Here is a 21536-nt window from a genome sequence, read left to right on the forward strand (position 1 = left end):
CCCCCGCAACAGCTCAGCCCCCGTCCCCACCCCCGCCCTCCGGGCGATACGCGTGCGAAGGAGCCCGCGATGAGCGAGATGATCACCGCGGAACTGGTCGACCTCGAAATCGACCGGTCCGCCGGAACCAAGGAAGCGGCGGCCCGTGCCCTCGCCGAGCGCATGGTGGCCCTGGGCCGGGTGACCGACCTGGACGGGTTCCTCGCCGACGTGGCGGCCCGCGAGGCGCAGATGCCGACCGGCCTCGACGGCGGCATCGGCATCCCGCACTGCCGCAGCACCCACGTCACCGAGCCGACCCTGGCCTTCGGCCGATCGGCAGACGGCATCGACTTCGGGGCGCCGGACGGACCCGCCGACCTGATCTTCCTGATCGCCGCTCCGGCGGGCGCCGACGACGCCCACCTGACGATCCTGTCGTCGCTCGCACGCCAGCTGATGGACGAGGAGTTCACCGGTGCCCTGCGGGCCGTGTCCGATCCGGCTTCGGCGGCGGCGCTGATCACCGGCGATGCGGCGGCCGCCGCTGTGGGCAGCAGTTCCGCTGGGGCGGAACGGGTGGGCACAGCCCCCGACGCAGGGCCGCCCTCCCCAGAGGCTTCCGGCGAAGAGGCTCCTACGTTCAGAATCGTCGCCGTCACCTCCTGCCCCACAGGCATCGCCCACACGTACATGGCAGCCGAGTCCCTGGAAAACGCCGCCCACGAGGCAGGCGTGGAAATCACGGTGGAGACCCAGGGCTCCGCAGGTTTCACCCGCCTCGACCCGGCGGTCCTGGCCTCCGCGGACGCGGTCATCTTCGCCCACGACGTCCCCGTACGGGAGAAGGACCGTTTCGCCGGTAAGCCCACCGTCGACGTCGGCGTGAAGGCGGGCATCAGCAGGCCCGCCGAGCTCATCGCGGAGGTCAGGGCGAAGGCGGCCCGCGGCGAGACCACCGCGGACGTCGGCCCGAGCCCCGTCGACAACGCCGGTGACAGCGGCGACGGCTACGGCACCAAGCTGCGCAAGTGGCTCATGTCCGGCGTCAGTTACATGGTCCCGTTCGTCGCCGCGGGCGGCCTCCTCATCGCGCTCGGCTTCGCCATCGGCGGCTGGAAGATCGACAAGGCACCGTCCGTCGCCGAGCACTTCGTGTGGACGGACACCACGAGCTGGGCCGCGCTCCTCTTCCAGATCGGCGGACTCGCCTTCGCCTTCCTGGTGCCGGTCCTCGCGGGCTACATCGCGTACGGAATGGCCGACCGGCCGGGACTCGTACCCGGCTTCGTCGGCGGTTCCGTCGCCGTCACCATCAACGCGGGTTTCCTCGGCGGTCTCGCGGCGGGTCTGATCGCGGGCGCGGTCGTCATGGGCATCCAGCGCGTGAAGATCCCGGCCGTCCTTCGCGGCATCATGCCCGTGGTCGTGATCCCGCTGATCTCGTCCGCGGTCGTCGGCTTCCTGATGTTCCTCGTCATCGGCAAGCCCATCGCCGAGTTGCAGAGCGCGCTCACCGACTGGCTGGAGGGCCTGTCCGGCGCCAACGCCATCATCCTCGGCGTCATCCTCGGCCTGATGATGTGCTTCGACCTCGGCGGCCCGCTGAACAAGGTCGCGTACGCCTTCGCCGTCGGCGGCCTCGCCAACCCGACCGAGGGCAGCCTCAAGGTCATGGCCGCCGTGATGGCTGCCGGTATGGTCCCGCCGCTCGCCATGGCCCTGGCCACCACGGTCCGCGGCCGGCTCTTCACCAAGACCGAGCGCGAGAACGGTAAGGCGGCCTGGTTCCTCGGCGCCTCCTTCATCACGGAGGGCGCGATTCCGTTCGCCGCGGCCGACCCGCTGCGGGTGATCCCCGCGTCGATGGCGGGCGGCGCGGTCACCGGCGCCCTGTCGATGGCCTTCGGCTGCACGCTGCGGGCTCCGCACGGCGGCATCTTCGTGGTGCCGCTCATCGGGCAGCCGCTGCTCTACCTGGTGGCGATCCTCGCCGGTGTCGGGGTCTCGACCGCGGCGGTCATCCTGCTCAAGGGCACGCGGAAGACCACCTCTTCGGAGGGCGGCGCCACGGCCGATGAAGCCGTGACGGACAAGCGCGTACCGGCGGCCGTCTGAGCCGGGCCGCCCAGGCCCCGGCTGTTCGGGACCCGGCCGTCCGGGCCCCGGCTGTTCGAGCCCTATGGGGGGGTTGTGCGACATGCGTCACTTCAGGACGTAAGTCCCACAACCCCCCTGTCGTAAGCCCTGGATCGTGTTGTCTACTGTGCGGCATGTTCCAGAATGTCTCGATCCTCCAGCAGACAGGCTTGGCCGTCCTGGCTGTGGCGACCGCCGCCTGGGCCGTGGGCCTGGTGCGGATGCTGCGGCGCGACCAGGTCGACGTGGACGCCTGGCGCCGGCCCGGGGCGCTGGGTGCGCTGCCCGTGCAGTCGGGCCCGCCGCGCGCGGAGACCGTCGAACTGACGCCGGACGAGCGGGCCGCCTTCGCCGGTCTCGTACGACAGTTCGGCGACGGCCGGTCCTGAGCCCGGCCGCCGCTGCTAGGTACAGCCGCAAAGGTCCTACTTCTTCGCCCGCTGCTGCGGAATGCTCCTCGCGCGCTGCTCCATCGCCGCGCGGGCCCCTTCCTCGGAGTCGTACACCTCGCAGCGGTGCCGCTTGTCGGGCGTGACCGTGTGCTCGACCTCCCAGAGGCTGAGCTCGCTGCCGTCGAAGAGCAGAAAAGCGTGTTCGTAGAGCGAGAAGCTGAGGCGCGCCTCGCCCGTCAGGCCGGGGCGGCCGAAGGCCTGTGTGATCTGGTGCGCGAACGCCGAGCGCAATAACCGCTCGACCTCCTGGGCCGGCCGCCCCTCGTCCGTCGAGTTCTCGGCGCGGCGCAGCAGTCGGCGCGCGTGGTCGGCGGAGTCGTCGGGGACGTACGTATGGCGGGGCTCCTCGACGACCGGGAGCTGGAGCACGACCGGCTGCTCGCAGACGGCGGCGGGGGTGTCGGGCGGGAGCGGCAGGCGTGAGGTGGCGACACCGGCTTCCTCCTCGTCCGCGTACAGCTCGTGCTGGGCGTGGCTGCCGGGGCCCGTGTTGTGCACCAGCTCCCAGAGGGTGAGCGCGCCCGCGTCGGCGAGCAGCCACGTGTGCCGGTACGTCTCGCGGTGCATGCCCGCGCTGTGGTGTGCGGAGTGCAGTGAACTGTCGTACGCGAGAGCTGAGTCCAGGCGCCTTATCGTCTCGTCCGGCAGATCGAAGGAGTTCAGGGCGCGGCGAAGAAGCTGCTCGAGATGCTCCTGCGGAGAGTGCGGAGACTTCTGCTCGGCAGACTGTGGCTCGTACGCCGTCTCGTACTCGTACGGAACGCTCAAGGTTTCTCCCGGCGTTGCTGCATGTCACCTTGTGAGTGCATACCGTAGCCCCTGGGTCGGACATCATGTCCGGGAACGGGAAAACGAACGAGCCGCACGGCAAGTTCCCGTGCGGCTCGTGGTGTTGGGCCTGGTGAGAGGCCCGCCCCGGAGGGCTGCTGAAGGGGGAGTGGGGGGACTGGGGGTGAGGGTGAGGGTGAGTGTGAGGGGCCGGGGTCAGCCGGCGCTGCCCGCCGTCCACTCGCTCCAGGACATGTTCCAGCCGTTGAGGCCGTTGTCCGGGGCGATGGTCTCGTCCGGCGATCCCTTGACCGTCACGATGTCCCCGATGAGGGAGTTGTCGTAGAACCACGCGCCCGGCGTGCTGGAGTCGCCCGCGCCCTGCGCGTCCTGAAGGCCGACGCAGCCGTGGCTGGTGTTGGAGCTGCCGAAGATCGAGGGCGAGCCCCAGTAGTTGCCGTGGATGAAGGTGCCGGAGGACGACAGGCGCATCGCGTGCGGGACGTCCTTGATGTCGTACTCACCGCCGAAGCCGACCGTGTCGCCGTTCATCCGGGTCTGGGTGAACTTCTCGGAGATCACCATCTTGCCGTTGTACGTGGGGTTCGACGGGCTGCCCGCGGAGATCGGGATGGTCTTGACGACCTTGCCGTCCCGCTCGACCGTCATCTTCTTGGCCTTCACGTCGACCGTGGAGACCTGGGCGCGGCCGATGGTGAAGGTGACCGTCTTGTTCTGCACGCCGGTGGCGCCGTCCGCGCCCTTCACGCCCTCCAGGTCGATCTTCATCGTGACTTTGGAGCCGGCCTTCCAGTACTCCTCGGGCCTGAAGTCCAGGCGCTGGTTGCCGAACCAGTGGCCCGCGACCTTCTGGCCGCTGTCGGAGGTGACCGTGATGTGCGACTGCACGGACTGCTTCTCGGTGATCGCCTTGTCGAAGTTGAAGGAGACCGGCATGCCGACGCCGACCTTCGTGCCGCCGTCGGGGGTGTAACTCCCGATGAAGCTGTTGTCCTTCGAGACGGTGGTGAAGATCGAGTTCTCGGTCGCTTCCTTGCCCTTGGCGTCCTTAGCGTCGGCCGTGATCTTGTACTTCATGCCGCGCTCGAGCTGGGCCTTGGGCTTCCAGCTGCTGCCGTCGGAGGCGAGCGTGCCGTCGACCGCCGCCCCGGTGGAGACCAGGGTCATCTTCACCTCGGTCAGCTTGCCGTTCTTGACCTTGACGCCGGTGGCGTTGATGGAGGCGCCGGTTGAGCCGTCCTTCGCCGAGATGGTGATGTCGGCGCCCTGTGACTTGGCTTCGCCGTTCTTGCCGTCGCCGTCGCCGTCCGAGTCGCCGCTGCAGGCCGTGAGGGCGAGCGCGCCCGCGGCGGCGAGCGCGGTGGCCGTCATAAGGGTGCGTCGCCGGGATTTGGCTATGTGCGACGTTGTCACGGGCTGCTCCATCTTTTTGCGAAGTGCGCGTTCTGACCAGGTAGGAGATAAGAGCCGCGCCCAGGCGGAAAGGTTCCGTCCGGTTGATGTGAGGACGGGCACAGGCGCATGGCCCGACGGCGGCCCAACGGGCTGTTCTCTGCGGCCATTTGTAGTTGTTCTTTCTGGGAATTCCCTTAGGTGACGCTTTGGGGTATCTGAGAGCGCTGCTGGGACTGCTTGCCGTGCACGTCGTAGAGGACGTCCTGGAAGGCGTCCTGGAGGTCGCCTAGAGGCCGTCGTAGAGGTCGGAGTACGCGGGGAAGTTGCCGCCCGGCGTCCGAACGGACTCCGCGGCCAGGAGCGCCCGTACGATCGCCGCCGACACCACGTCCGCGCCCGCCGCCAGGACTTCGTTCAGGGCGAGCGGGTTCTCCGCGGCCCCCGGCAGGGGGCGCTCGCCGGTCGCGAGGGCGAAGACGGTGTCCCCGTCGTTGAGGAGATGGACGGGGCGCACGGCGCGCGCGATGCCGTCGTGCGACGTGCCGGCGAGCTTCTGCGCCTGGGCCTTGCTGAGTTCGGCGTCGGTGGCGACCACGGCGAGGGTGGTGTTCAGCGGGGGAGCGCCGTTCTCGGCGGCGGCTTCGGCGAGGCGGCGCGTGGCCTCCTCGTGGACCTCGGGGGCGGGGTAGTCCACCCGCCGTCCCTCGAAGTACTGCCCGTACAGCGCGCCCGTCCGCGGATCGACCCCCGAGCCCGCGGCGTTCGCCACCACCAGGGCGGCGACCGTGACCCCCGAGTCCAGCCTGATGCTCGCGCTGCCGATGCCGCCCTTGACCTTCCCGACCAGGGCGCCCGTGCCCGCGCCCACGTTCCCCTCCTCTACGGGAGTGAACAGCTCGGTGCCCGCGGCGGCCTCCACGGCGGCGCGTCCCGTCGCGGCGTCGGGGCGTGCCGTGAACTCACCGCCGCGGCCGAGGTCGAAGACGCAGGCGGCCGGGACCACGGGGACGACGTGGGAGGGCTCGGGGCCGACCCGCACGCCGCGGCCCTGCTCCTCGAGCCACGCCATCACACCGGCCGCGGAGTCCAGGCCGTACGCGCTGCCACCGGTCAGCACGACGGCCTCGACGCGCTGCACCAGGTTGCGGGGGTCCAGGGCGTCCGTCTCGCGGGTGCCGGGACCGCCGCCGCGCACATCCACCGCCGCTACGGCGCCGCCCGCCGGGGCGAGCACCACGGTGGTGCCGGTGAGGTGACCCGGGTGCGCCGGGTCGGTGCGGGTGGCATGCCCTACGCGGAGGCCGGGGACATCGGTGAGGGAGCCGGGGGCATCGGTGCGGGATCCGGGGACATCGGTGCGGGAGTTGGAGGAAGCCATGCCGACCTGCGTATCACGCGCGGCAGTTGCGCGGCTGTCGCGGAGCGGGCCCGCACACCGGGCGGGCTACGTGGTCGCCTCCCTTCGGGCCGCCCGGCTGGTGAGCGTCACGCCGGTCGCGACGGTGGCCGTCGCCACGAGCCCCGCGACCAGGACGGCCCAGCTGCCCGCGAACGTACTGGCGAGCGTCGCCACGGCGCTGACGGGCAACACGAGTTGCTGGGCGAGGCCCACCTTGTAGTAGCGGGAGTGCAGCAGCCAGACGGTGAAGAGATACAGCGCCATCGGTACGGTCACGGCGGCGGACGCCGCGAGCGTCGAGATGTGCGCCTTGCCCGCGGCCTCCTCGACCGCGACCTCGATCCCGGCACCGATCGCGGCTGCCGCGCCGAGGATGAAGTAGTGCCCGTAACCCCACAGGAAGGACTGCCGGTTGGAGCTCAGGTGGCCGTGGATGGGCACGACGAAGTAGATCCACCAGGCGGCGAAGACCATCAGGAGACCGCCCGCCGCGATGGGCAGGACCTCGCCGAGCGCGTCGTGCTCCTCGATGCCGGTCTTCACGGCGACGGTCGCAGCGGCGATCGTCTCGCCGAGCACGATGATCGTGAACAGGCCGTACCGCTCGGAGATGTGGTGCGGATGCCAGGCCGTGCTGTAGACCCGCTCCGCGAACACCGGCACGCACATCTCGGCGACCGCCATCACGAGGAACAGCCAGGACCGCCCGCCCTCGGGCAGGAAAAGCAGCCCCGACCAGCCGATCTGACAGATCAGCACGCCGCACGCGTACCGCAGAGCGGTGGATCGCTCCTCGCCGGTGGCCGACTTGGCGACGCGCAGCCACTGGGTGGTGAGCGCGACCCGCATGATCAGGTAGCCGAGCCAGATGAGGAGGAAGTCATGCTCCTCGAACCCTCTGGAGACCCCCGCGGCGAACACGAGCACACCGGCGATCTGTACGAGCGTGACGACCCGGTAGAGCACGTCGTCGTTGTCGTACGCCGACGCGAACCACGAGAAGTTCACCCACGCCCAGAACAGCGCGAAGAACACCATCGCGTAATTGATCACGCCCTCGCCCGCGTGCCCCTCGGCGACGGCGTGCACGAGCGAGACCCCGGCCTGCGCGACCGCCACGACGAAACAGAGGTCGAAGAAGAGCTCCAGGGGAGTCGCGGCCCGATGCGCTTCCCCGCGCCCGCGCGGACGCAGCGGCCGCAGTGCGGCGGGAGCGGAAGGCGGGCCTGATGCGGGCTCGGATGCCGGTGCTGGCTCGGGGGCCGGTGCGGACGTCATGGGACCAGCACAGCAGAAGGTATGCGCCGAAGCGGGCTGCGGCGCGCGCCCCGGCGGCCCGACGCGGTCCGAAGGGCCCCTGACTTTGGTGCCTTTGGGCTGGTCAGGGCGTGCCCTACGACTCTGCTCCCGAAGAACCGCGCGCGGGAACGTGGATATGTCAGGCCCCGGAGCAAGGTCGGGACCCGTAGCGAACAGGGATCCAACATGACATCGCCTGCCGCCCAAGAAGCGCGGTCCGCGCCGTCGGTCAGTACGTACGACCCCGCGCAGTACCGACCCGGCAAGACCATCACCGACTGGGAGCCGGAGAACGAACTCTTCTGGAAGTCCATCGGAAAGAAGGTCGCCTCCCGCAACCTGTGGATCGCGGTCCCCGCGCTCCTGGTCGCCTTCGTCGTCTGGCAGGTGTGGTCGGTCACCGCGACCAACCTCTCCGACGTCGGCTTCGGCTTCTCCACCTCGCAGCTGTTCTGGCTGACGGCCATCCCCGGCATCACCGGCGGCACGGCGCGCGTCTTCTACACCTTCCTCGGCCCGATGATCGGCCAGCGCCGCTTCACCGCGCTCTCCACGGTCGTCCTGGTCGTCCCGCTGATCTGGCTCGGCATCGCGGTCCAGGATCCGAACACCTCGTACGGCGTGATGGTCGCCATCGCGGCTCTCTGCGGCGTCGGCGGCGCGAACTTCGCCTCCTCCCTCGCCAACATCGGCTTCTTCTTCCCCAAGCGCGACAAGGGCAACGCCACCGGCATCAACGGCGGCCTCGGCAACCTCGGTGTCTCCGTCGTCCAGCTGGTCACCCCGATCGTCATCACCAGCTCGGTCCTCGCGGTCGGCTCGGCCCAGCACAAGGCCGACGGCACGCCCGTGTGGCTGCAGAACGCCGCGTTCCTGTGGGTGCCGGTCCTGGTGATCCTCGCCGCCGTCGCGTGGTTCGGCCAGAACGACCTGAAGGTCGCATCGACCCCCTTCAGCCAGCAGAAGATCATCTTCAAGCGCAAGCACAACTGGCTGATGACCTGGCTCTACGTCGGCACGTTCGGTTCCTTCATCGGGTTCGCGGCAGCGCTGCCGATGCTCATCAAGACCACGTTCACGCCGATCGACGCGGCCTACTCCGCGGCGACGTACGCCTGGATGGGCCCGGCCGTGGGCGCGCTCGCCCGCTGGGCCGGCGGCTGGATCGCCGACAAGATCGGCGGCGCCAAGGTCACCATCATCTCGTTCGTCGGCATGGCGATCTCGATCATCGGCGTCATCAACTTCCTCCCCTCCGGCGGCGGCAACGGCAACTTCTGGGGCTTCTTCGCCTGCTTCCTGGCGGCGTTCTTCTTCTCGGGCATCGGCAACGGCTCGACGTTCCGCCAGATCCCGGTGATCTTCCGCAGCCAGCACCTGAAGGGCCTGACGGAGGGCACCCCCGCCTACACGAAGGCGCTGAAGCAGTCCGAGATGGAGGCGGGCGCCGTCACCGGCTTCACCTCCGCCATCGCGGCGTACGGCTTCTTCTTCATCCCTGCGATGTTCGCCAACTTCGCGGTCACCAGCGCGATGTGGGGCTTCGTGGCCTTCTACGTCAGCTGTATCGCGGTCTGCTGGTGGTTCTACGCCCGAAAGGGCGCGGAATCGCCGAGCTGACGCCCCGCCGCTGAGCGGCGTGGGTGGAGTGGGCCGGGTGTGGGAGCACCCGGCCCACTCGTATGCCCTCGCCCGGTACCACGGGAAATCCGGGAAATTCTTGTGAATGTGTTCACAAGCGAACTTGGGTCCAAAGTCCCGAGCGAAACGCCAGGTCAGGGTGATTGCGCCTGGTCGTAGAGGCAGAGAGAGGGGACCTTGGGCCCTGAAGTGGGGACCATTGCGCGGCCCCCGATCGAGCAAACCGGAGTGCAATGGACGCATAGCGAAAAGGCGACTCGGAAGGTGCCGGCGATGACTGCCACTCCCGCGGAAACGACAGTGCACGGCGAGGCATGGAACGGCTTCAAAGGCGGTCTGTGGCGGGACGCCGTCGACGTCCGCGACTTCGTGCAGCAGAACTACACCCCGTACGAGGGCGACGACTCCTTCCTGGCAGGACCGACCGAACGCACCGCCCGGGTCTGGCAGAAGCTCCTTTCGATGTTCCCGGCCGAGAACGAGCGCGGCATCCACGACGTCGACGTGCAGACCCCGTCCCGCATCGACGCCTTCCGTCCCGGCTACATCGACGCCGACCTGGACCTCATCGTCGGCCTCCAGACCGACGCCCCGCTCAAGCGCGCCATCATGCCCAACGGCGGCTGGCGGATGGTCGAAGGCGCACTCAACGCTTATGGCTACGAAGCCGACCCCGAGGTCAGGGAGGTCTACACGCACCTCCGCAAGACCCACAACGAAGGCGTCTTCGACGCCTACACGCCCGAGATCCGCGCCTGCCGCTCCTCCGGAATCATCACCGGCCTGCCCGACGCCTACGGCCGCGGCCGCATCATCGGCGACTACCGCCGCGTCGCGCTCTACGGAGTCGACCGCCTCATCGCCGAGAAGGAGGCCGACAAGGCCCGGCTCGGCGAGGAGTGGGCCACCGAGGACGTCATCCGCGCCCGCGAGGAGACCTCCGAACAGATCAAGGCCCTGGGCGAACTGAAGACCATGGCGATGTCGTACGGCCACGACATCTCCGCCCCCGCCACCACCGGGCGCGAGGCCGTCCAGTGGCTGTACTTCGCCTATCTGGCCGCCGTGAAGGAGCAGAACGGCGCGGCCATGTCGATCGGCCGCATCGACAACTTCCTCGACATCTACCTCCAGCGCGACATCGAGGCCGGCCGCATCACCGAGACCGAGGCCCAGGAGTTCATCGACGACTTCGTCATCAAGCTCCGCATCGTCCGCTTCCTGCGCACCCCCGAGTACAACGAAGGCTTCTCCGGCGACCCGACCTGGGTCACCTGGTCGCTGGCCGGCATCGGCGAGGACGGCCGCCCGCTGGTCTCCCGCACCACGTTCCGTGCCCTGCAGACCCTCTACAACCTGGGCCCGGCGCCCGAGCCGAACCTGACGGTCTTCTGGACGCGCGATCTGCCCCGCGGCTTCAAGGACTTCGCCGCCAAGGTCGCCATCGACACCTCGGCCATCCAGTTCGAGTCCGACGACCTGATGCGCCCCAAGTACGGCGACGACACCGCGATCGCCTGCTGTGTCTCGGCGATGGCGGTCGGCAAGCAGATGCAGTTCTTCGGAGCCCGCGTCAACGTCGCCAAGGCCCTGCTCTACGCGATCAACGGCGGCCGCGACGAGAAGACCGGCAAGCGCGTCGTCGAGGGCTTCGAGCCCATCGAGGACGAATACCTGGACTACGACACCCTCGCCGAGCGCTACGACGCGATGCTCGGCTGGCTCGCCAAGACCTACGTCCACGCGCTGAACGTCATCCACTACATGCACGACAAGTACGCCTACGAGCGCATCGAGATGGCGCTGCACGACCAGGAGATCCTGCGCACGATGGCGTGCGGCATCGCGGGCCTCTCCGTCGCCGCCGACTCGCTCTCCGCCGTCAAGCACGCCAGGGTCAAGGTCATCCGCGACGAGACGGGACTCGCCGTCGACTACGAGATCGAGGGCGACTACCCCGCCTACGGAAACAACGACGAGCGGGCCGACCACATCGCCCGGCGGATCGTCTCGGACTTCATGGGCAAGATCCGGCAGCACCCGACCTACCGCAACGCGGTGCACACCCAGTCCGTCCTGACGATCACCTCGAACGTCGTCTACGGCAAGAAGACCGGCAACACCCCCGACGGCCGACGCTCGGGCGAGCCGTTCGCCCCCGGCGCCAACCCGATGAACGGCCGTGACGAGCACGGCTACATCGCCTCCGCGCTCTCGGTCGCCAAGCTCGACTACGACGACGCCGAGGACGGCATCTCGCTCACCAACACCATCACGCCCGACGCCCTGGGCCGCACCCCCGGCGAGCGGATCCAGAACCTCTCCGGAGTCCTCGACGGCTTCACGGCCAGCGACGGCTTCCACATGAACGTCAACGTGCTCGACAAGGCGACCCTGCAGGACGCCATGGACCACCCGGAGAACTACCCGCAGCTGACCATCCGTGTCTCCGGCTACGCGGTCAACTTCATCCGCCTGACCCGCGACCAGCAGCTCGACGTCATCAACCGCACTTTCCACGGCTCGCTCTGAGCCCCCTGGAGCCCTGCCATGACCACTCTGCTCGACACCGCGACCCCGGCGGCCGCCGTCACCCGGCGCCCCGTCACCGGATCCATCCACTCCTGGGACCTGTCCACCGGGGTCGACGGCCCCGGCACCCGCTTCGTCACGTTCCTCGCGGGCTGCCCGCTGACCTGCCTGTACTGCCACAACCCCGACACCTGGCGGATGCGTGACGGCAAGCGGACCAGCGCCGACGACGTGATCGCGGAGGCCGCCAAGTACACGACGTTCATCTCGGCGGCCGGAGGCGGAGCCACCGTCAGCGGCGGCGAACCCCTCCTGCAGCCCGTCTTCACCGGCGAACTGCTGCACCGCCTCAAGCACGAGCTCGGCCTGCACACCGCCCTCGACACCAGCGGCTTCCTCGGAGTGCGCGCCACCGACGCGCTGCTCCGGGACGCCGACCTCGTGCTCCTCGACATCAAGTCCTGGCACCGGGAGACGTACCAGAAGGTCACCGGGCGGCCGCTGCGGCCCACCCTCGACTTCGCACGGCGCCTCGCAGACCGCGGCAAGGACGTCTGGGTGCGCTTCGTCCTCGTCCCCGGCCTGACCGACGACCCGGACAACATCGAGGGCGTCGCCCGCTTCACCGCCTCGCTCGGCAACGTCTCGCGCGTCGACGTGCTGCCCTTCCACAAGCTGGGCGAGGCGAAATGGGACGCTCTCGGCAAGGACTTCACCCTGCGCGACACCCCCTCGCCCACGGCGGGACAGTTGGCCGCCGCCAGGGAGATCTTCGCAGCTCAGGGGCTCAATGCAGTCTGACGGCCGCTGCGGCGCCGCACGGACGTACCCTGGAGGCATGAGCACCGCCCCCGCCCCCGAGCCGCGCGATCCGAAGGAATCGGAGACCCCGAAGGGCTCCTCCGCGGCGCCGAAGAAGCCGAAGAACGCCCTCGTCTTCGACGACCCCCTGTCGCAGCAGTCTTCGGACGACACGGACCGCGGGTGGGGCGAGCGGCCCACGGGCGGCGACAGCGCCGCCGACCTGGCGCGCTTCCTCGACGAGAAGCCGCCCCACCACCTCTGAGTCCGCGCTAGAGCTTGTCGGGCCCCAAGGGTCCGGAGGCAGGCCCGTCCGGCCCGGCACCACGCTCGTCGGGTCCGGCGCCGCGCTGAGCCACCAGGGCGTCGCGGATCTCCTTGAGGACCTCCAGCTCGGAGATCTCGATGACCTCCTGCGTGCCCTCCTTCTCGGCCTTCCGCGCGGCCTGCCGCGCCAGGTACTTGGCCATGGGCAGCACCATCAGGAAGTAGACGACGGCTGCGGTGATCACGAAGCTGAGGGCGGCGCTGAGGACCGAGCCCCACATGATCGGGATGCCGTCGGTGACCTCCCCCGTGGTGGCGTCCACCTTGCACGGGGCCTTCAGGCACGAGCTGTAGTGGTCGAGATCCTTCGTACCGAAGGCACCGACCAGCGGGTTGATGACACCCTTCACCACGGAGTTCACGATGTTCGTGAACGCGGCGCCGATGACCACCGCGACCGCAAGGTCGATGACATTCCCGCGCATCAGGAAGGCTTTGAAGCCGTCCCAGAGACTCGCTTCGCTCTTCTCGCTCACCACGAGGCCTTTCGTTGCAAATGCAGTTCGTGAAACAGACAGCTTCGCAAACTACGGTAGGCACTGGTCGGACTGTCCAATTGGGTAACCCGAACGAGCGACTTGACACGGAGTCGGTGCAGTTGCACACATCACGCGTCAGCACAGCGTCACCGCCAGACGCATGCTCGCTCCGGCTCCGGCGAGCCGTGCCGCCGTCGCCCGCGGCACGGAGAGCACGACCAACGCCCCGACCTCGGCCGCGCTTTGGGCCGTGTCGTCCCGCGGCTCGGGCACCTCGACCACCCGCGCGCCGGCAGCCACCACCCGTGACGAGGAGCCGTCGGCGCCGACGACATCGACCCGGTCGCCCCGGCGCAGCAGCCGCACCGTCTCGGCGTCCGCGATCCGCACCGGCGCCGTCACCGGGGCGGCTGCCCGATTCCTCTGCCCCGACTCCGGCGATGGCGCCGCGGCAGCCGCCGGATGCCCCTGCGGCCGCTCCCGCTCGGTGCCCCGCGGCCCGGCGGCCACGAGCGCGGCCGCGGTCACCGCGAGCCCCACGGCAACGGCCCGCCGCTTGTGCCGCAGCAGTCTTCGCAGCCCGTGCCGCCCGCCCCGTACGAGCACGGGGGAGAAGTGCGGCACGGGGCACGGCGGGGGAGCGTCCCGCACGGGAGGGGTAAGAGGGGGAGGAGGGGGAGAGGGAACGTGCGTCACGACGGCCACCGCCTGCGGAGTCGGGAGAGCTGAGGATCTTGCCTTCCGCTCTCACGATGCAGGCCCGCGCCGAATCCCGCTGAGCCCCGTGCACTACTCGCCGGTTGTGGACAACTCCCTCACCCGAAGGCGGAGTTCCGATCCCACAAAGCGCTCCGGAAGCTCCGGATACGCCGGGAGCTCCGGATACGCCGGACGCCTCACGGCAGCCGAATCCCCGGCTCCACCCCGCCCAGCGCCCCCGCACACGAACAGTCCCGCCCGCTCTCCGCAGGCAGCCCCGCCACCGCGTCGAACAGCACTGCCCGCAGCCGGTCCACATTTGCCGCGAACACCTGGAGCACCTCTTCGTGCGAGACGCCCTGCCCGCTCTCCGCACCCGCGTCCAGGTCCGTGACCAGCGTCAACGACGTGTAGCAGAGTTCCAGTTCACGGGCGAGCACGGCCTCGGGGTGCCCGGTCATACCCACCACCGACCAGCCCTGCGCCGCGTGCCAGAGCGATTCGGCGCGCGTCGAGAACCGCGGCCCCTCGACCACCACCAGCGTCCCGCCGTCCACCGGCTCCCACTCCCGCCCGCGCGCCGCCTTCAGCGCGGCGCCGCGCCCGACGGGGCAGTACGGGTCGGCCGGCGACACGTGCACGACGTTCGGGATGCTCCCGTCCGCCAGCGGCACCCCGTCGAAATACGTCTGCGCCCGCGTCTTCGTGCGGTCCACGAACTGATCGGGCACCAGCAGTGTGCCGGGCCCGAACTCGGGTCGCAGTCCGCCCACCGCACAAGGTCCGAGGACCTGCCGTACGCCCACGGAGCGCAACGCCCACAGGTTGGCGCGGTAGTTGATGCGGTGCGGCGGCAGATGGTGGCCGCGGCCGTGCCGGGGCAGGAACGCGACCCGTCGCCCGGCGATCTCACCGACGAAGAGGGAGTCGCTCGGCGCTCCGTATGGAGTGTCGACCTGGAGCTCGGTCACGTCGTCGAGGAAGGAGTAGAAGCCGGAGCCACCGATGACACCGATCTCGGCCCGCGTCGCGTTCGCCGTATTCGCCATGCGAGCAGAGTAGTCGGGCGCAGGAACGCCCAGGTCCCCGCTGCCGTACAGGCAGCGGGGACCGGGAAGAAGAACTTACGCGGCCGACGAGCTCGAGTTCGACGAGCTGGACGTGCCCGACGACTTCGAACCCGACGAGCCCGAAGAGGAGGACGACGAGGTGCTCGCGGAGGACTTGGAGTCCGACGGCTTGGAGTCCGAGGACTTGGAGTCGGAGGACTTCGAGGCGGACGCCGACGACGGCGTGCTGCTCGACGACGAGCCGCGGCTGTCGTTGCGGTAGAAACCGGAGCCCTTGAAGACGATGCCGACCGCCGAGAACACCTTCTTGAGGCGTCCGTCGCAGCTGGGGCACACGGTCAAGGCGTCATCGGTGAACTTCTGCACCGCCTCGAGGCCCTCGCCGCATTCGGTGCACTGGTACTGGTACGTCGGCACTTGCTTCCTCCTGGCACTCTCACTCGATGAGTGCTAACGACGGTCCATAGTGACGTATTCCTCGGGATCAGTCCACCGAGACCGGCTCGCGGTGACCGACGCCACGTGCCACGGTGCGGCCGACGGACCGCGGAACGAGCCGCGAGCGCAGGGTCACGAGCACCGCGAGCGCCAGCGCCGTACCGCCGAGCGGCACCAGGAATCCGGCGCCGTCCCAGAAGCGGTCCTCCAGCTGTCCGGCGACCGTGACGGCGGCCGCCTGGCCGAGCGCGACGGCACCGGTGAGCCAGGTGAACGCCTCGGTGCGGCCGCCAGGGGCGACGAGACGGTCCACCAGCGTGTAGCCGGTGATCAGTGCGGGCGCGATGCAGACGCCGACCAGCAGACCGAGCCCGGCGAGCAGCACCACGGAGTGCGCGGCCCACAGGCCGGACGCCATCAGGGTCAGCGCTGCGTACGCGACGACGAGCCGGCGCTGCGGGGCGATCTTCCAGGCGATGGCGCCGCAGATGAGACCGGAGAGCATGTTGCCCGCGGCGAACGTGCCGTACAGGACGCCGTTCAGGCCGGGTTCTCCGATGGACTCGGTGAAGGCGGCCAGCGAGACCTGCATGCCGCCGAAGACGGCGCCGATGCCCAGGAAGGTCGCGATCAGGACCCGCACGCCGGGGATGCGCAGTGCGGAAACGTGCTCCACGCGCGCGTGCTCCTCGCGGGAGGCGGGCTTGGGCTGGGTGCTCTTCTGGGCGGCGAAGAGCAGGCCGCCCACCAGCGTGAGTCCGGCTTCTGTGAAGAGTCCGGCCGCCGGGTCGATGGTCGTGCACAGCGCGGTCGCGAAGAGCGGGCCCAGGACGAACGTCAGCTCGTCCGTGACCGACTCGAAGGCGGCCGCCGTGTTCGCCAGCGGGGTGTCCTGGAGCTTGACGCCCCAGCGGGCCCGCACCATGGGGCTGATCTGCGGCTGCGAGGCGCCGGTGGGCACCGCCGCCACGAAGAGCGCCCACAAGGGGGCGTCGGAGAGCGCGAGCACCGTCAGGGTGAGCACCGACACCGTGTGGACGAGCACGCCCGGCACGAGGACGGCGCGCTGGCCGAACCGGTCGGCGAGCTTGCCGCCGAAGGGGGCGAACACCGCCATGGAGACGCCGGTGACGGCGGAGACGGCGCCCGCGGCGCCGTACGAGCCGGTGGTGTGCTGCACCAGCAGGACGATGGAGATGGTCAGCATCGCGAAGGGCTGTCGTGCCGCGAAGCCGGGCAGGAGAAACGTCCAGGCGCCGCGGGTGCGCAGCAGCTGTCCGTATCCGGGGCGGGAGGTGACCGTGGATGCCACGGCCCGTGCCTTTCTGCTGCCTGGTAGCGCGGCCCCCTTTTTAGGGCGGCGGCGCCGAGAGCTGTCCTCTAGCGCGGAACTGCGGTAGATGCCGGTTGCCCACTGCGAGGACACGCGGCCGCCATACGGTCGGCGCCAGCTCTGCTTCAGACAGAGTTGGTTCGATTAGTTGGTACAGAAGAAGTGTGCCTTCATCGTACAGGGAGTTGCACCGGCAGACCTGTGAATACGGAGACTGAGGCGCCCGTCACCTGCGATTGCGCCGCCCCTCCGGCTCCTGACCAGCGGTTCCCAGCCATCCGGCCAGTTTTCCGCCCTGTCCGACGGCCCTCAGTCGCTTCTCCGCGGCGTCCCGCACCGGGTCGGTGGCGACCACCAGGAGCTCGTCCCCGCGCTGCAGCACGGTCGTGGGCTGCGGCACGAACGATTCGCCGTTGCGAACGACGAGGGTGACCGCCGCTCCCGCGGGCATCCGCAGCTCGCCCACCTCGACGCCGTGCATCCGCGACCCCTTCGGGATCGCCACCGAGAGCAGATGCCCGCGCAGACGCTCCAGGGGAGCCGACTCGATGCCCAGGTCGGCGGCGCCCGAGGAGTCGCCGAGGCGCAGCTTCCTGGCCAGCCAGGGCAGCGTAGGACCCTGGATGAGGGTGTAGACGACGACCAGGACGAAGACGATGTTGAAGATCCGCTGGCTGTCGTCGACGCCGTTCACCATCGGGATCGTGGCCAGGATGATGGGCACGGCTCCGCGCAGGCCGGCCCAGGACATCAGGGCCTTCTCCTGCCAGGGCATGCGGAACGGCAGCAGGCTGGCGATGACCCCCAGCGGTCTGGCCACCATGGTCAGGATCAAGCCGATGATGATCGCGGGCCAGGTGTCGTCGAGCAGGTCGTGCGGGGTGACCAGGAGGCCGAGCAGGACGAACATGCCGATCTGCGCGATCCAGCCGAGCCCTTCGGCGAAGCCGCGGGTGGCGGGCCAGTGCGGCAGCTTGGCGTTGCCGAGGACCATCGAGGCGAGATAGACGGCGAGGAATCCACTGCCGTGCGCCATGGCGCCGGCGGCGTATGCGGCGACCGCGATGGCCATCACGGCGATGGGATAGAGGCCGGACGCGGGCAGCGCGACGTGCCGCAGGCCGTAGGCGCCGAGCCAGCCCACCGCGATGCCTATGGCGGCACCGATCGCCAGCTCCAGGGCGATCTCGGCGATGAGGATGTACCAGTGCTCCACGGGGCCCGCCGTCGAGAAGGCCACGACCAGGATCACCACGGGGGCGTCGTTGAAGCCGGATTCCGCTTCCAGGATGCCCGTCACGCGGGAGGGCAGCGGCACCTTCCGCAGCACGGAGAAGACCGCCGCCGCGTCCGTGGACGAGACGACCGCGCCGATGATCAGCGCCTGCCGCCACTCCAGGCCGACCAGGTAGTGGGCGCCCGCCGCCGTCACGCCGACGCTGACCGCGATGCCCGCGAGCGAGAGGACGGCGGCCGCGGGCAAGGCGGGTTTGATCTCTTTCCACTTCGTGCCGAGGCCGCCCTCGGCCAGGATCACGACGAGTGCCGCGTAGCCGATGACCTGCGTCAATTCGGCATTGTTGAAGCTGAGGTTGCCGATGCCGTCCTGGCCCATGGCAATGCCGATGCCGAGGTACAGAAGCAGGCTGGGGAGCCCACTGCGCGACGAGATGCGTACCGCCGCGACCGCGACGAGCAAAACGAGCGAGCAGATGAGCAGAAGCTGGTTGAGGTCGTGGACAGTCAGGGGCCGTTCCTTCCTCCGCGCGAGCCAAGTACTTCGTTACCTTACCTAATTGTTAACGCTTCCTTGACGCCTTCGAACGCTCGTACGATGCGTCGCCATGTAGGTTCCTGACTCCGCGTCCGAGGCCGCAGTGCCCTGCGCCTACAGTTGCTCCAGCGCTCCCACCACCGCCCAGCCAGCCCTGCCGCTCGCGTAAGGACAGCAAGGACAGCGATGCCCTCGAATACCACCGCCTCTTCCGGTCATAAGTCCGGCAAGAAGAAGGGGCGCCGAGCCCGCCTCCTCGTGATCGTCCTGGTCCTGGCCATCGTGGCGGGCATCGGTTACGGCGCCTACTGGAGCGTCGACACGGTGCGCGCCTCCTTCCCGCAGACAAAGGGAACGATCAAGCTCGACGGCCTCTCCGGCCCCGTCGACGTGAAGCGCGACGGCAACGGCATCCCGCAGATCTACGCCGAGTCCGACGCCGACCTCTTCATGGCCCAGGGCTTCGTCCAGGCGCAGGACCGCTTCTGGGAGATGGACGTACGCCGCCATACGACCTCCGGTCGCCTCTCCGAGATGTTCGGCAAGAGCCAAGTAAAGACCGACGAGTTCCTGCGGACGCTCGGTTGGCACCGAGTGGCGCAGAAGGAGTACGACTCCAAACTCTCGCCGGAGACGAAGAAGTACCTCCAGGCGTACTCCAAGGGAGTCAACGCCTACCTGAAGGACAAGAGCGGCAAGGACATCTCCCTGGAGTACGCCGCCCTCGGCTTCACCAACGACTACGCGCCCCGGGAGTGGACCCCCGTCGACTCCGTGGCGTGGCTCAAGGCCATGGCCTGGGACCTGCGCGGCAACATGCAGGACGAGATCGACCGCTCCCTGATGACCAGCCGCCTGGGCCCGTCCCAGATCAAGGACCTGTACCCGGCCTACCCGTACGCCCGGAACAAGCCCATCGTCCAGGAGGGCGCCTACAACAGCGTCACCAAGGAGTACGAGGGCAAGGGCAGCGCGGGCAGCCAGTCGCAGTCGCAGACCGGCGGCGCGGCGGGCACGGGCCTCGCGGGCAACGCCCAGGCGCCCGACGGACTGCAGTCCCAGCTGTCGGGCCTCTCCGACATCCTGGACAGCGTCCCGGACGCGGGCCTCGGCCCGAACGGCAACGGCATCGGCTCCAATTCCTGGGTGGTCTCCGGCGACCACACGATCTCCGGAAAGCCCCTGCTCGCCAACGACCCGCACCTGTCGCCGCAGCTGCCCTCCACCTGGTACCAGATGGGCCTGCACTGCCGGTCGGTCTCCAAGGACTGCCAGTACGACGTCTCCGGCTACACCTTCGCGGGGATGCCCGGCGTGGTCATCGGCCACAACAAGCAGATCGCCTGGGGCATGACGAACCTCGGCGCCGACGTCACCGACCTCTACCTCGAGAAGTTCGAGGGCGACGGCTACTCGTACGACGACAAGGTGCTGCCCTTCAAGACCCGCACGGAGACCATCAAGGTCGCGGGCGGCAAGCCGAAGAAGATCACCGTCCGCGAGACCGACAACGGACCCCTGCTGTCCGACCGAGACGACGAACTGGTGAAGGTCGGCAAGAAGGCCACCGTCGACAGCGCCGCCCCCGACCGGGGCGACGGCTACGGAGTCTCGCTGCGCTGGACCGCGCTCCAGCCGGGCAAGTCGATGGACGCCGTCTTCGAGCTGAACAAGGCGAAGGACTTCTCGGAGTTCCGCAAGGCGGCCTCTTCTTTTGAAGTGCCCTCGCAGAACCTGATCTACGCGGACCGCGACGGCCACATCGGATACCAGGCGCCGGGCAAGATCCCGGTCCGCGGCAAGGGCGACGGCGCGCTGCCCGCGCCCGGCTGGGACTCCGACTACCGCTGGACCGGCTACATCCCGCAGTCCGCACTGCCCTACGAGTACGACCCCGAGCGCGGCTACATCGTGACCGCGAACCAGGCCGTCATCGGCAAGAAGTACCCGTACAAGCTCACGTCCGACTGGGGCTACGGGGCGCGCAGCCAGCGCATCACCGACCTGATCCAGTCGAAGATCAAGAACGGTGGGAAGGTCTCCACCGAGGACATGCGCACGATGCAGATGGACAACAGCAGCGAGATCGCCAAGCTGCTGGTGCCCAAGCTGCTCAAGATCGACGTCAAGGACAGCTACGTCCGCGAGGCGCAGAAGCTCCTCGAGGGCTGGGACTACACCCAGGACCCCGATTCGGCGGCAGCGGCGTACTTCAACTCGGTCTGGCGCAACATCCTCAAGCTCTCCATCGGCAACAAGCTGCCCAAGGAGCTGCGGGTCAAGGGCCAGTGCCTGAACGTCGACCCCGCCGGCAACACCGGCCCCGCCGACGAGGCCGAGCCGGTGCGCGAGTGCGGCCAGCGTGACACGGAATCGGCGCAGCCCGACGGCGGCGACCGCTACTACGAAGTGATCCGGTCGATCCTCGACGACGAGGACAACGACTGGTGGAAGTCGCCGAAGACCCGCACGGACGCCGAGACCAAGACCCGCGACCAGCTGTTCGGCCGGGCCATGGAGGACGCGCGCTGGGACCTGACGGCCAAGCTCGGCAAGGACGTCGACACCTGGAGCTGGGGCCGCCTGCACCGGCTGACCCTGAAGAACCAGACCCTGGGCGTCGAAGGCCCCGGCTGGCTCCAGTTCATGCTCAACCGCGGCCCGTTCAAGCTGGGCGGCGGCGAGGCGGCGGTCAACGCCACCGGCTGGAACGCGGCGGGCGGCTACGGAGTGCAGTGGGTGCCGTCGATGCGCATGGTGGTGAACCTCGCCGACCTCGACAAGTCCAAGTGGATCAACCTCACCGGGGCTTCGGGGCACGCCTACAGCGCGCACTACACCGACCAGACCAACAAGTGGGTCAAGGGCGAGCTGCTGCCGTGGTCCTACTCGGAGGACGCCGTCAAGGGCAGCACGAAGGACACCCTGGTGCTGCGTCCCTGAGCCGGAGCCGACCGGTACGGAACAGTGAAAGGGCCCTCCACGCGCGC

The 21536-nt window shown here is 69.1% G+C and carries 17 protein-coding genes; 7 read left to right on the forward strand and 10 right to left on the reverse strand.

What is annotated here, in order from left to right; translation table 11 throughout:
• The first annotated feature begins 69 nt into the window (after positions 1–69).
• Both ACWFR3_RS05700 and ACWFR3_RS05705 read left to right on the forward strand, forming a co-directional pair.
• Positions 70–2097: a PTS fructose transporter subunit IIABC gene (locus ACWFR3_RS05700; RefSeq protein WP_453733281.1), complete on the forward strand. Its 2028-nt coding sequence runs from the start codon at positions 70–72 to the stop codon at positions 2095–2097.
• A 155-nt stretch (positions 2098–2252) separates the two neighbouring features.
• A complete protein-coding gene (locus ACWFR3_RS05705; protein WP_453733282.1) occupies positions 2253–2507 on the forward strand; it encodes a hypothetical protein in 255 nt (84 codons plus the stop codon).
• A 36-nt stretch (positions 2508–2543) separates the two neighbouring features.
• Here the strand turns inward: ACWFR3_RS05705 and ACWFR3_RS05710 are convergent, their stop codons facing one another.
• The 4 genes from ACWFR3_RS05710 to ACWFR3_RS05725 all read right to left on the reverse strand — a co-directional run bounded on the left by ACWFR3_RS05710 (position 2544) and on the right by ACWFR3_RS05725 (position 7431).
• Positions 2544–3338, reverse strand: a complete 795-nt coding sequence (locus ACWFR3_RS05710) for a DUF6227 family protein (RefSeq protein WP_453733283.1) — start codon at positions 3336–3338, stop codon at positions 2544–2546.
• A gap of 216 nt (positions 3339–3554) precedes the next feature.
• Positions 3555–4772: a L,D-transpeptidase gene (locus tag ACWFR3_RS05715; RefSeq protein ID WP_453733284.1), complete on the reverse strand. Its 1218-nt coding sequence runs from the start codon at positions 4770–4772 to the stop codon at positions 3555–3557.
• Positions 4773–5040: 268 nt separating this feature from the next.
• On the reverse strand, positions 5041–6132 hold the full coding sequence (locus ACWFR3_RS05720) for a P1 family peptidase (protein ID WP_453733285.1): 1092 nt from the start codon (positions 6130–6132) through the stop codon (positions 5041–5043).
• A gap of 66 nt (positions 6133–6198) precedes the next feature.
• Positions 6199–7431, reverse strand: coding sequence for a low temperature requirement protein A (locus ACWFR3_RS05725; protein ID WP_453733286.1), 1233 nt, complete (start codon positions 7429–7431; stop codon positions 6199–6201).
• A gap of 207 nt (positions 7432–7638) precedes the next feature.
• Between ACWFR3_RS05725 and ACWFR3_RS05730 the strand changes: the two genes are divergently transcribed.
• The 4 genes from ACWFR3_RS05730 to ACWFR3_RS05745 all read left to right on the forward strand — a co-directional run bounded on the left by ACWFR3_RS05730 (position 7639) and on the right by ACWFR3_RS05745 (position 12691).
• Positions 7639–9072, forward strand: a complete 1434-nt coding sequence (locus tag ACWFR3_RS05730) for a NarK family nitrate/nitrite MFS transporter (protein WP_453733287.1) — start codon at positions 7639–7641, stop codon at positions 9070–9072.
• A gap of 294 nt (positions 9073–9366) precedes the next feature.
• On the forward strand, positions 9367–11625 hold the full coding sequence (gene pflB / locus ACWFR3_RS05735; RefSeq protein ID WP_453733288.1) for a formate C-acetyltransferase: 2259 nt from the start codon (positions 9367–9369) through the stop codon (positions 11623–11625).
• A gap of 18 nt (positions 11626–11643) precedes the next feature.
• Positions 11644–12426 carry a pyruvate formate-lyase-activating protein gene (gene pflA / locus ACWFR3_RS05740; RefSeq protein WP_453733289.1) on the forward strand — a complete coding sequence of 261 codons (783 nt, stop codon included), beginning with the start codon at positions 11644–11646 and terminating at the stop codon, positions 12424–12426.
• A 37-nt stretch (positions 12427–12463) separates the two neighbouring features.
• Positions 12464–12691 carry a hypothetical protein gene (locus ACWFR3_RS05745; RefSeq protein WP_453733290.1) on the forward strand — a complete coding sequence of 76 codons (228 nt, stop codon included), beginning with the start codon at positions 12464–12466 and terminating at the stop codon, positions 12689–12691.
• Between the two features lie 7 nt (positions 12692–12698).
• Here the strand turns inward: ACWFR3_RS05745 and mscL are convergent, their stop codons facing one another.
• The 6 genes from mscL to ACWFR3_RS05775 all read right to left on the reverse strand — a co-directional run bounded on the left by mscL (position 12699) and on the right by ACWFR3_RS05775 (position 18519).
• Positions 12699–13229 carry a large conductance mechanosensitive channel protein MscL gene (gene mscL / locus ACWFR3_RS05750; protein WP_453733291.1) on the reverse strand — a complete coding sequence of 177 codons (531 nt, stop codon included), beginning with the start codon at positions 13227–13229 and terminating at the stop codon, positions 12699–12701.
• A gap of 138 nt (positions 13230–13367) precedes the next feature.
• Positions 13368–13928, reverse strand: coding sequence for a hypothetical protein (locus tag ACWFR3_RS05755; protein ID WP_453733292.1), 561 nt, complete (start codon positions 13926–13928; stop codon positions 13368–13370).
• 200 nt (positions 13929–14128) lie between these two features.
• Positions 14129–14980: an S-methyl-5'-thioadenosine phosphorylase gene (locus ACWFR3_RS05760; protein WP_453733293.1), complete on the reverse strand. Its 852-nt coding sequence runs from the start codon at positions 14978–14980 to the stop codon at positions 14129–14131.
• Between the two features lie 75 nt (positions 14981–15055).
• Entirely contained in the window at positions 15056–15418 is a 363-nt protein-coding gene (locus ACWFR3_RS05765; protein ID WP_453733294.1) for an FmdB family zinc ribbon protein, read from the reverse strand.
• Positions 15419–15485: 67 nt separating this feature from the next.
• Positions 15486–16751 carry an MFS transporter gene (locus ACWFR3_RS05770; RefSeq protein WP_453733295.1) on the reverse strand — a complete coding sequence of 422 codons (1266 nt, stop codon included), beginning with the start codon at positions 16749–16751 and terminating at the stop codon, positions 15486–15488.
• Positions 16752–16998: 247 nt separating this feature from the next.
• On the reverse strand, positions 16999–18519 hold the full coding sequence (locus ACWFR3_RS05775) for a potassium/proton antiporter (RefSeq protein WP_453733365.1): 1521 nt from the start codon (positions 18517–18519) through the stop codon (positions 16999–17001).
• A gap of 213 nt (positions 18520–18732) precedes the next feature.
• Here ACWFR3_RS05775 and ACWFR3_RS05780 point away from each other — a divergent pair, with 213 nt between their 5' ends.
• The gene (locus ACWFR3_RS05780; protein ID WP_453733296.1) at positions 18733–21489 is read left to right on the forward strand and encodes a penicillin acylase family protein; all 2757 of its coding nucleotides are present in this window, start codon (positions 18733–18735) and stop codon (positions 21487–21489) included.
• Positions 21490–21536 lie beyond the last annotated feature (47 nt).

The sequence above is a fragment of the Streptomyces sp. NPDC055189 genome, assembly GCF_053606765.1.

Bases quoted from the DNA above. Each gene is read 5' to 3' on its own strand.
- ACWFR3_RS05700 (WP_453733281.1), top strand. From the start codon at position 70: ATGAGCGAGATGATCACCGCGGAACTGGTCGACCTCGAAATCGACCGG.
- ACWFR3_RS05705 (WP_453733282.1), top strand. From the start codon at position 2,253: ATGTTCCAGAATGTCTCGATCCTCCAGCAGACAGGCTTGGCCGTCCTG.
- ACWFR3_RS05720 (WP_453733285.1), bottom strand. From the start codon at position 6,132: ATGGCTTCCTCCAACTCCCGCACCGATGTCCCCGGATCCCGCACCGAT.
- ACWFR3_RS05725 (WP_453733286.1), bottom strand. From the start codon at position 7,431: ATGACGTCCGCACCGGCCCCCGAGCCAGCACCGGCATCCGAGCCCGCA.
- ACWFR3_RS05730 (WP_453733287.1), top strand. From the start codon at position 7,639: ATGACATCGCCTGCCGCCCAAGAAGCGCGGTCCGCGCCGTCGGTCAGT.
- pflB (WP_453733288.1), top strand. From the start codon at position 9,367: ATGACTGCCACTCCCGCGGAAACGACAGTGCACGGCGAGGCATGGAAC.
- pflA (WP_453733289.1), top strand. From the start codon at position 11,644: ATGACCACTCTGCTCGACACCGCGACCCCGGCGGCCGCCGTCACCCGG.
- ACWFR3_RS05745 (WP_453733290.1), top strand. From the start codon at position 12,464: ATGAGCACCGCCCCCGCCCCCGAGCCGCGCGATCCGAAGGAATCGGAG.
- ACWFR3_RS05760 (WP_453733293.1), bottom strand. From the start codon at position 14,980: ATGGCGAATACGGCGAACGCGACGCGGGCCGAGATCGGTGTCATCGGT.
- ACWFR3_RS05780 (WP_453733296.1), top strand. From the start codon at position 18,733: ATGCCCTCGAATACCACCGCCTCTTCCGGTCATAAGTCCGGCAAGAAG.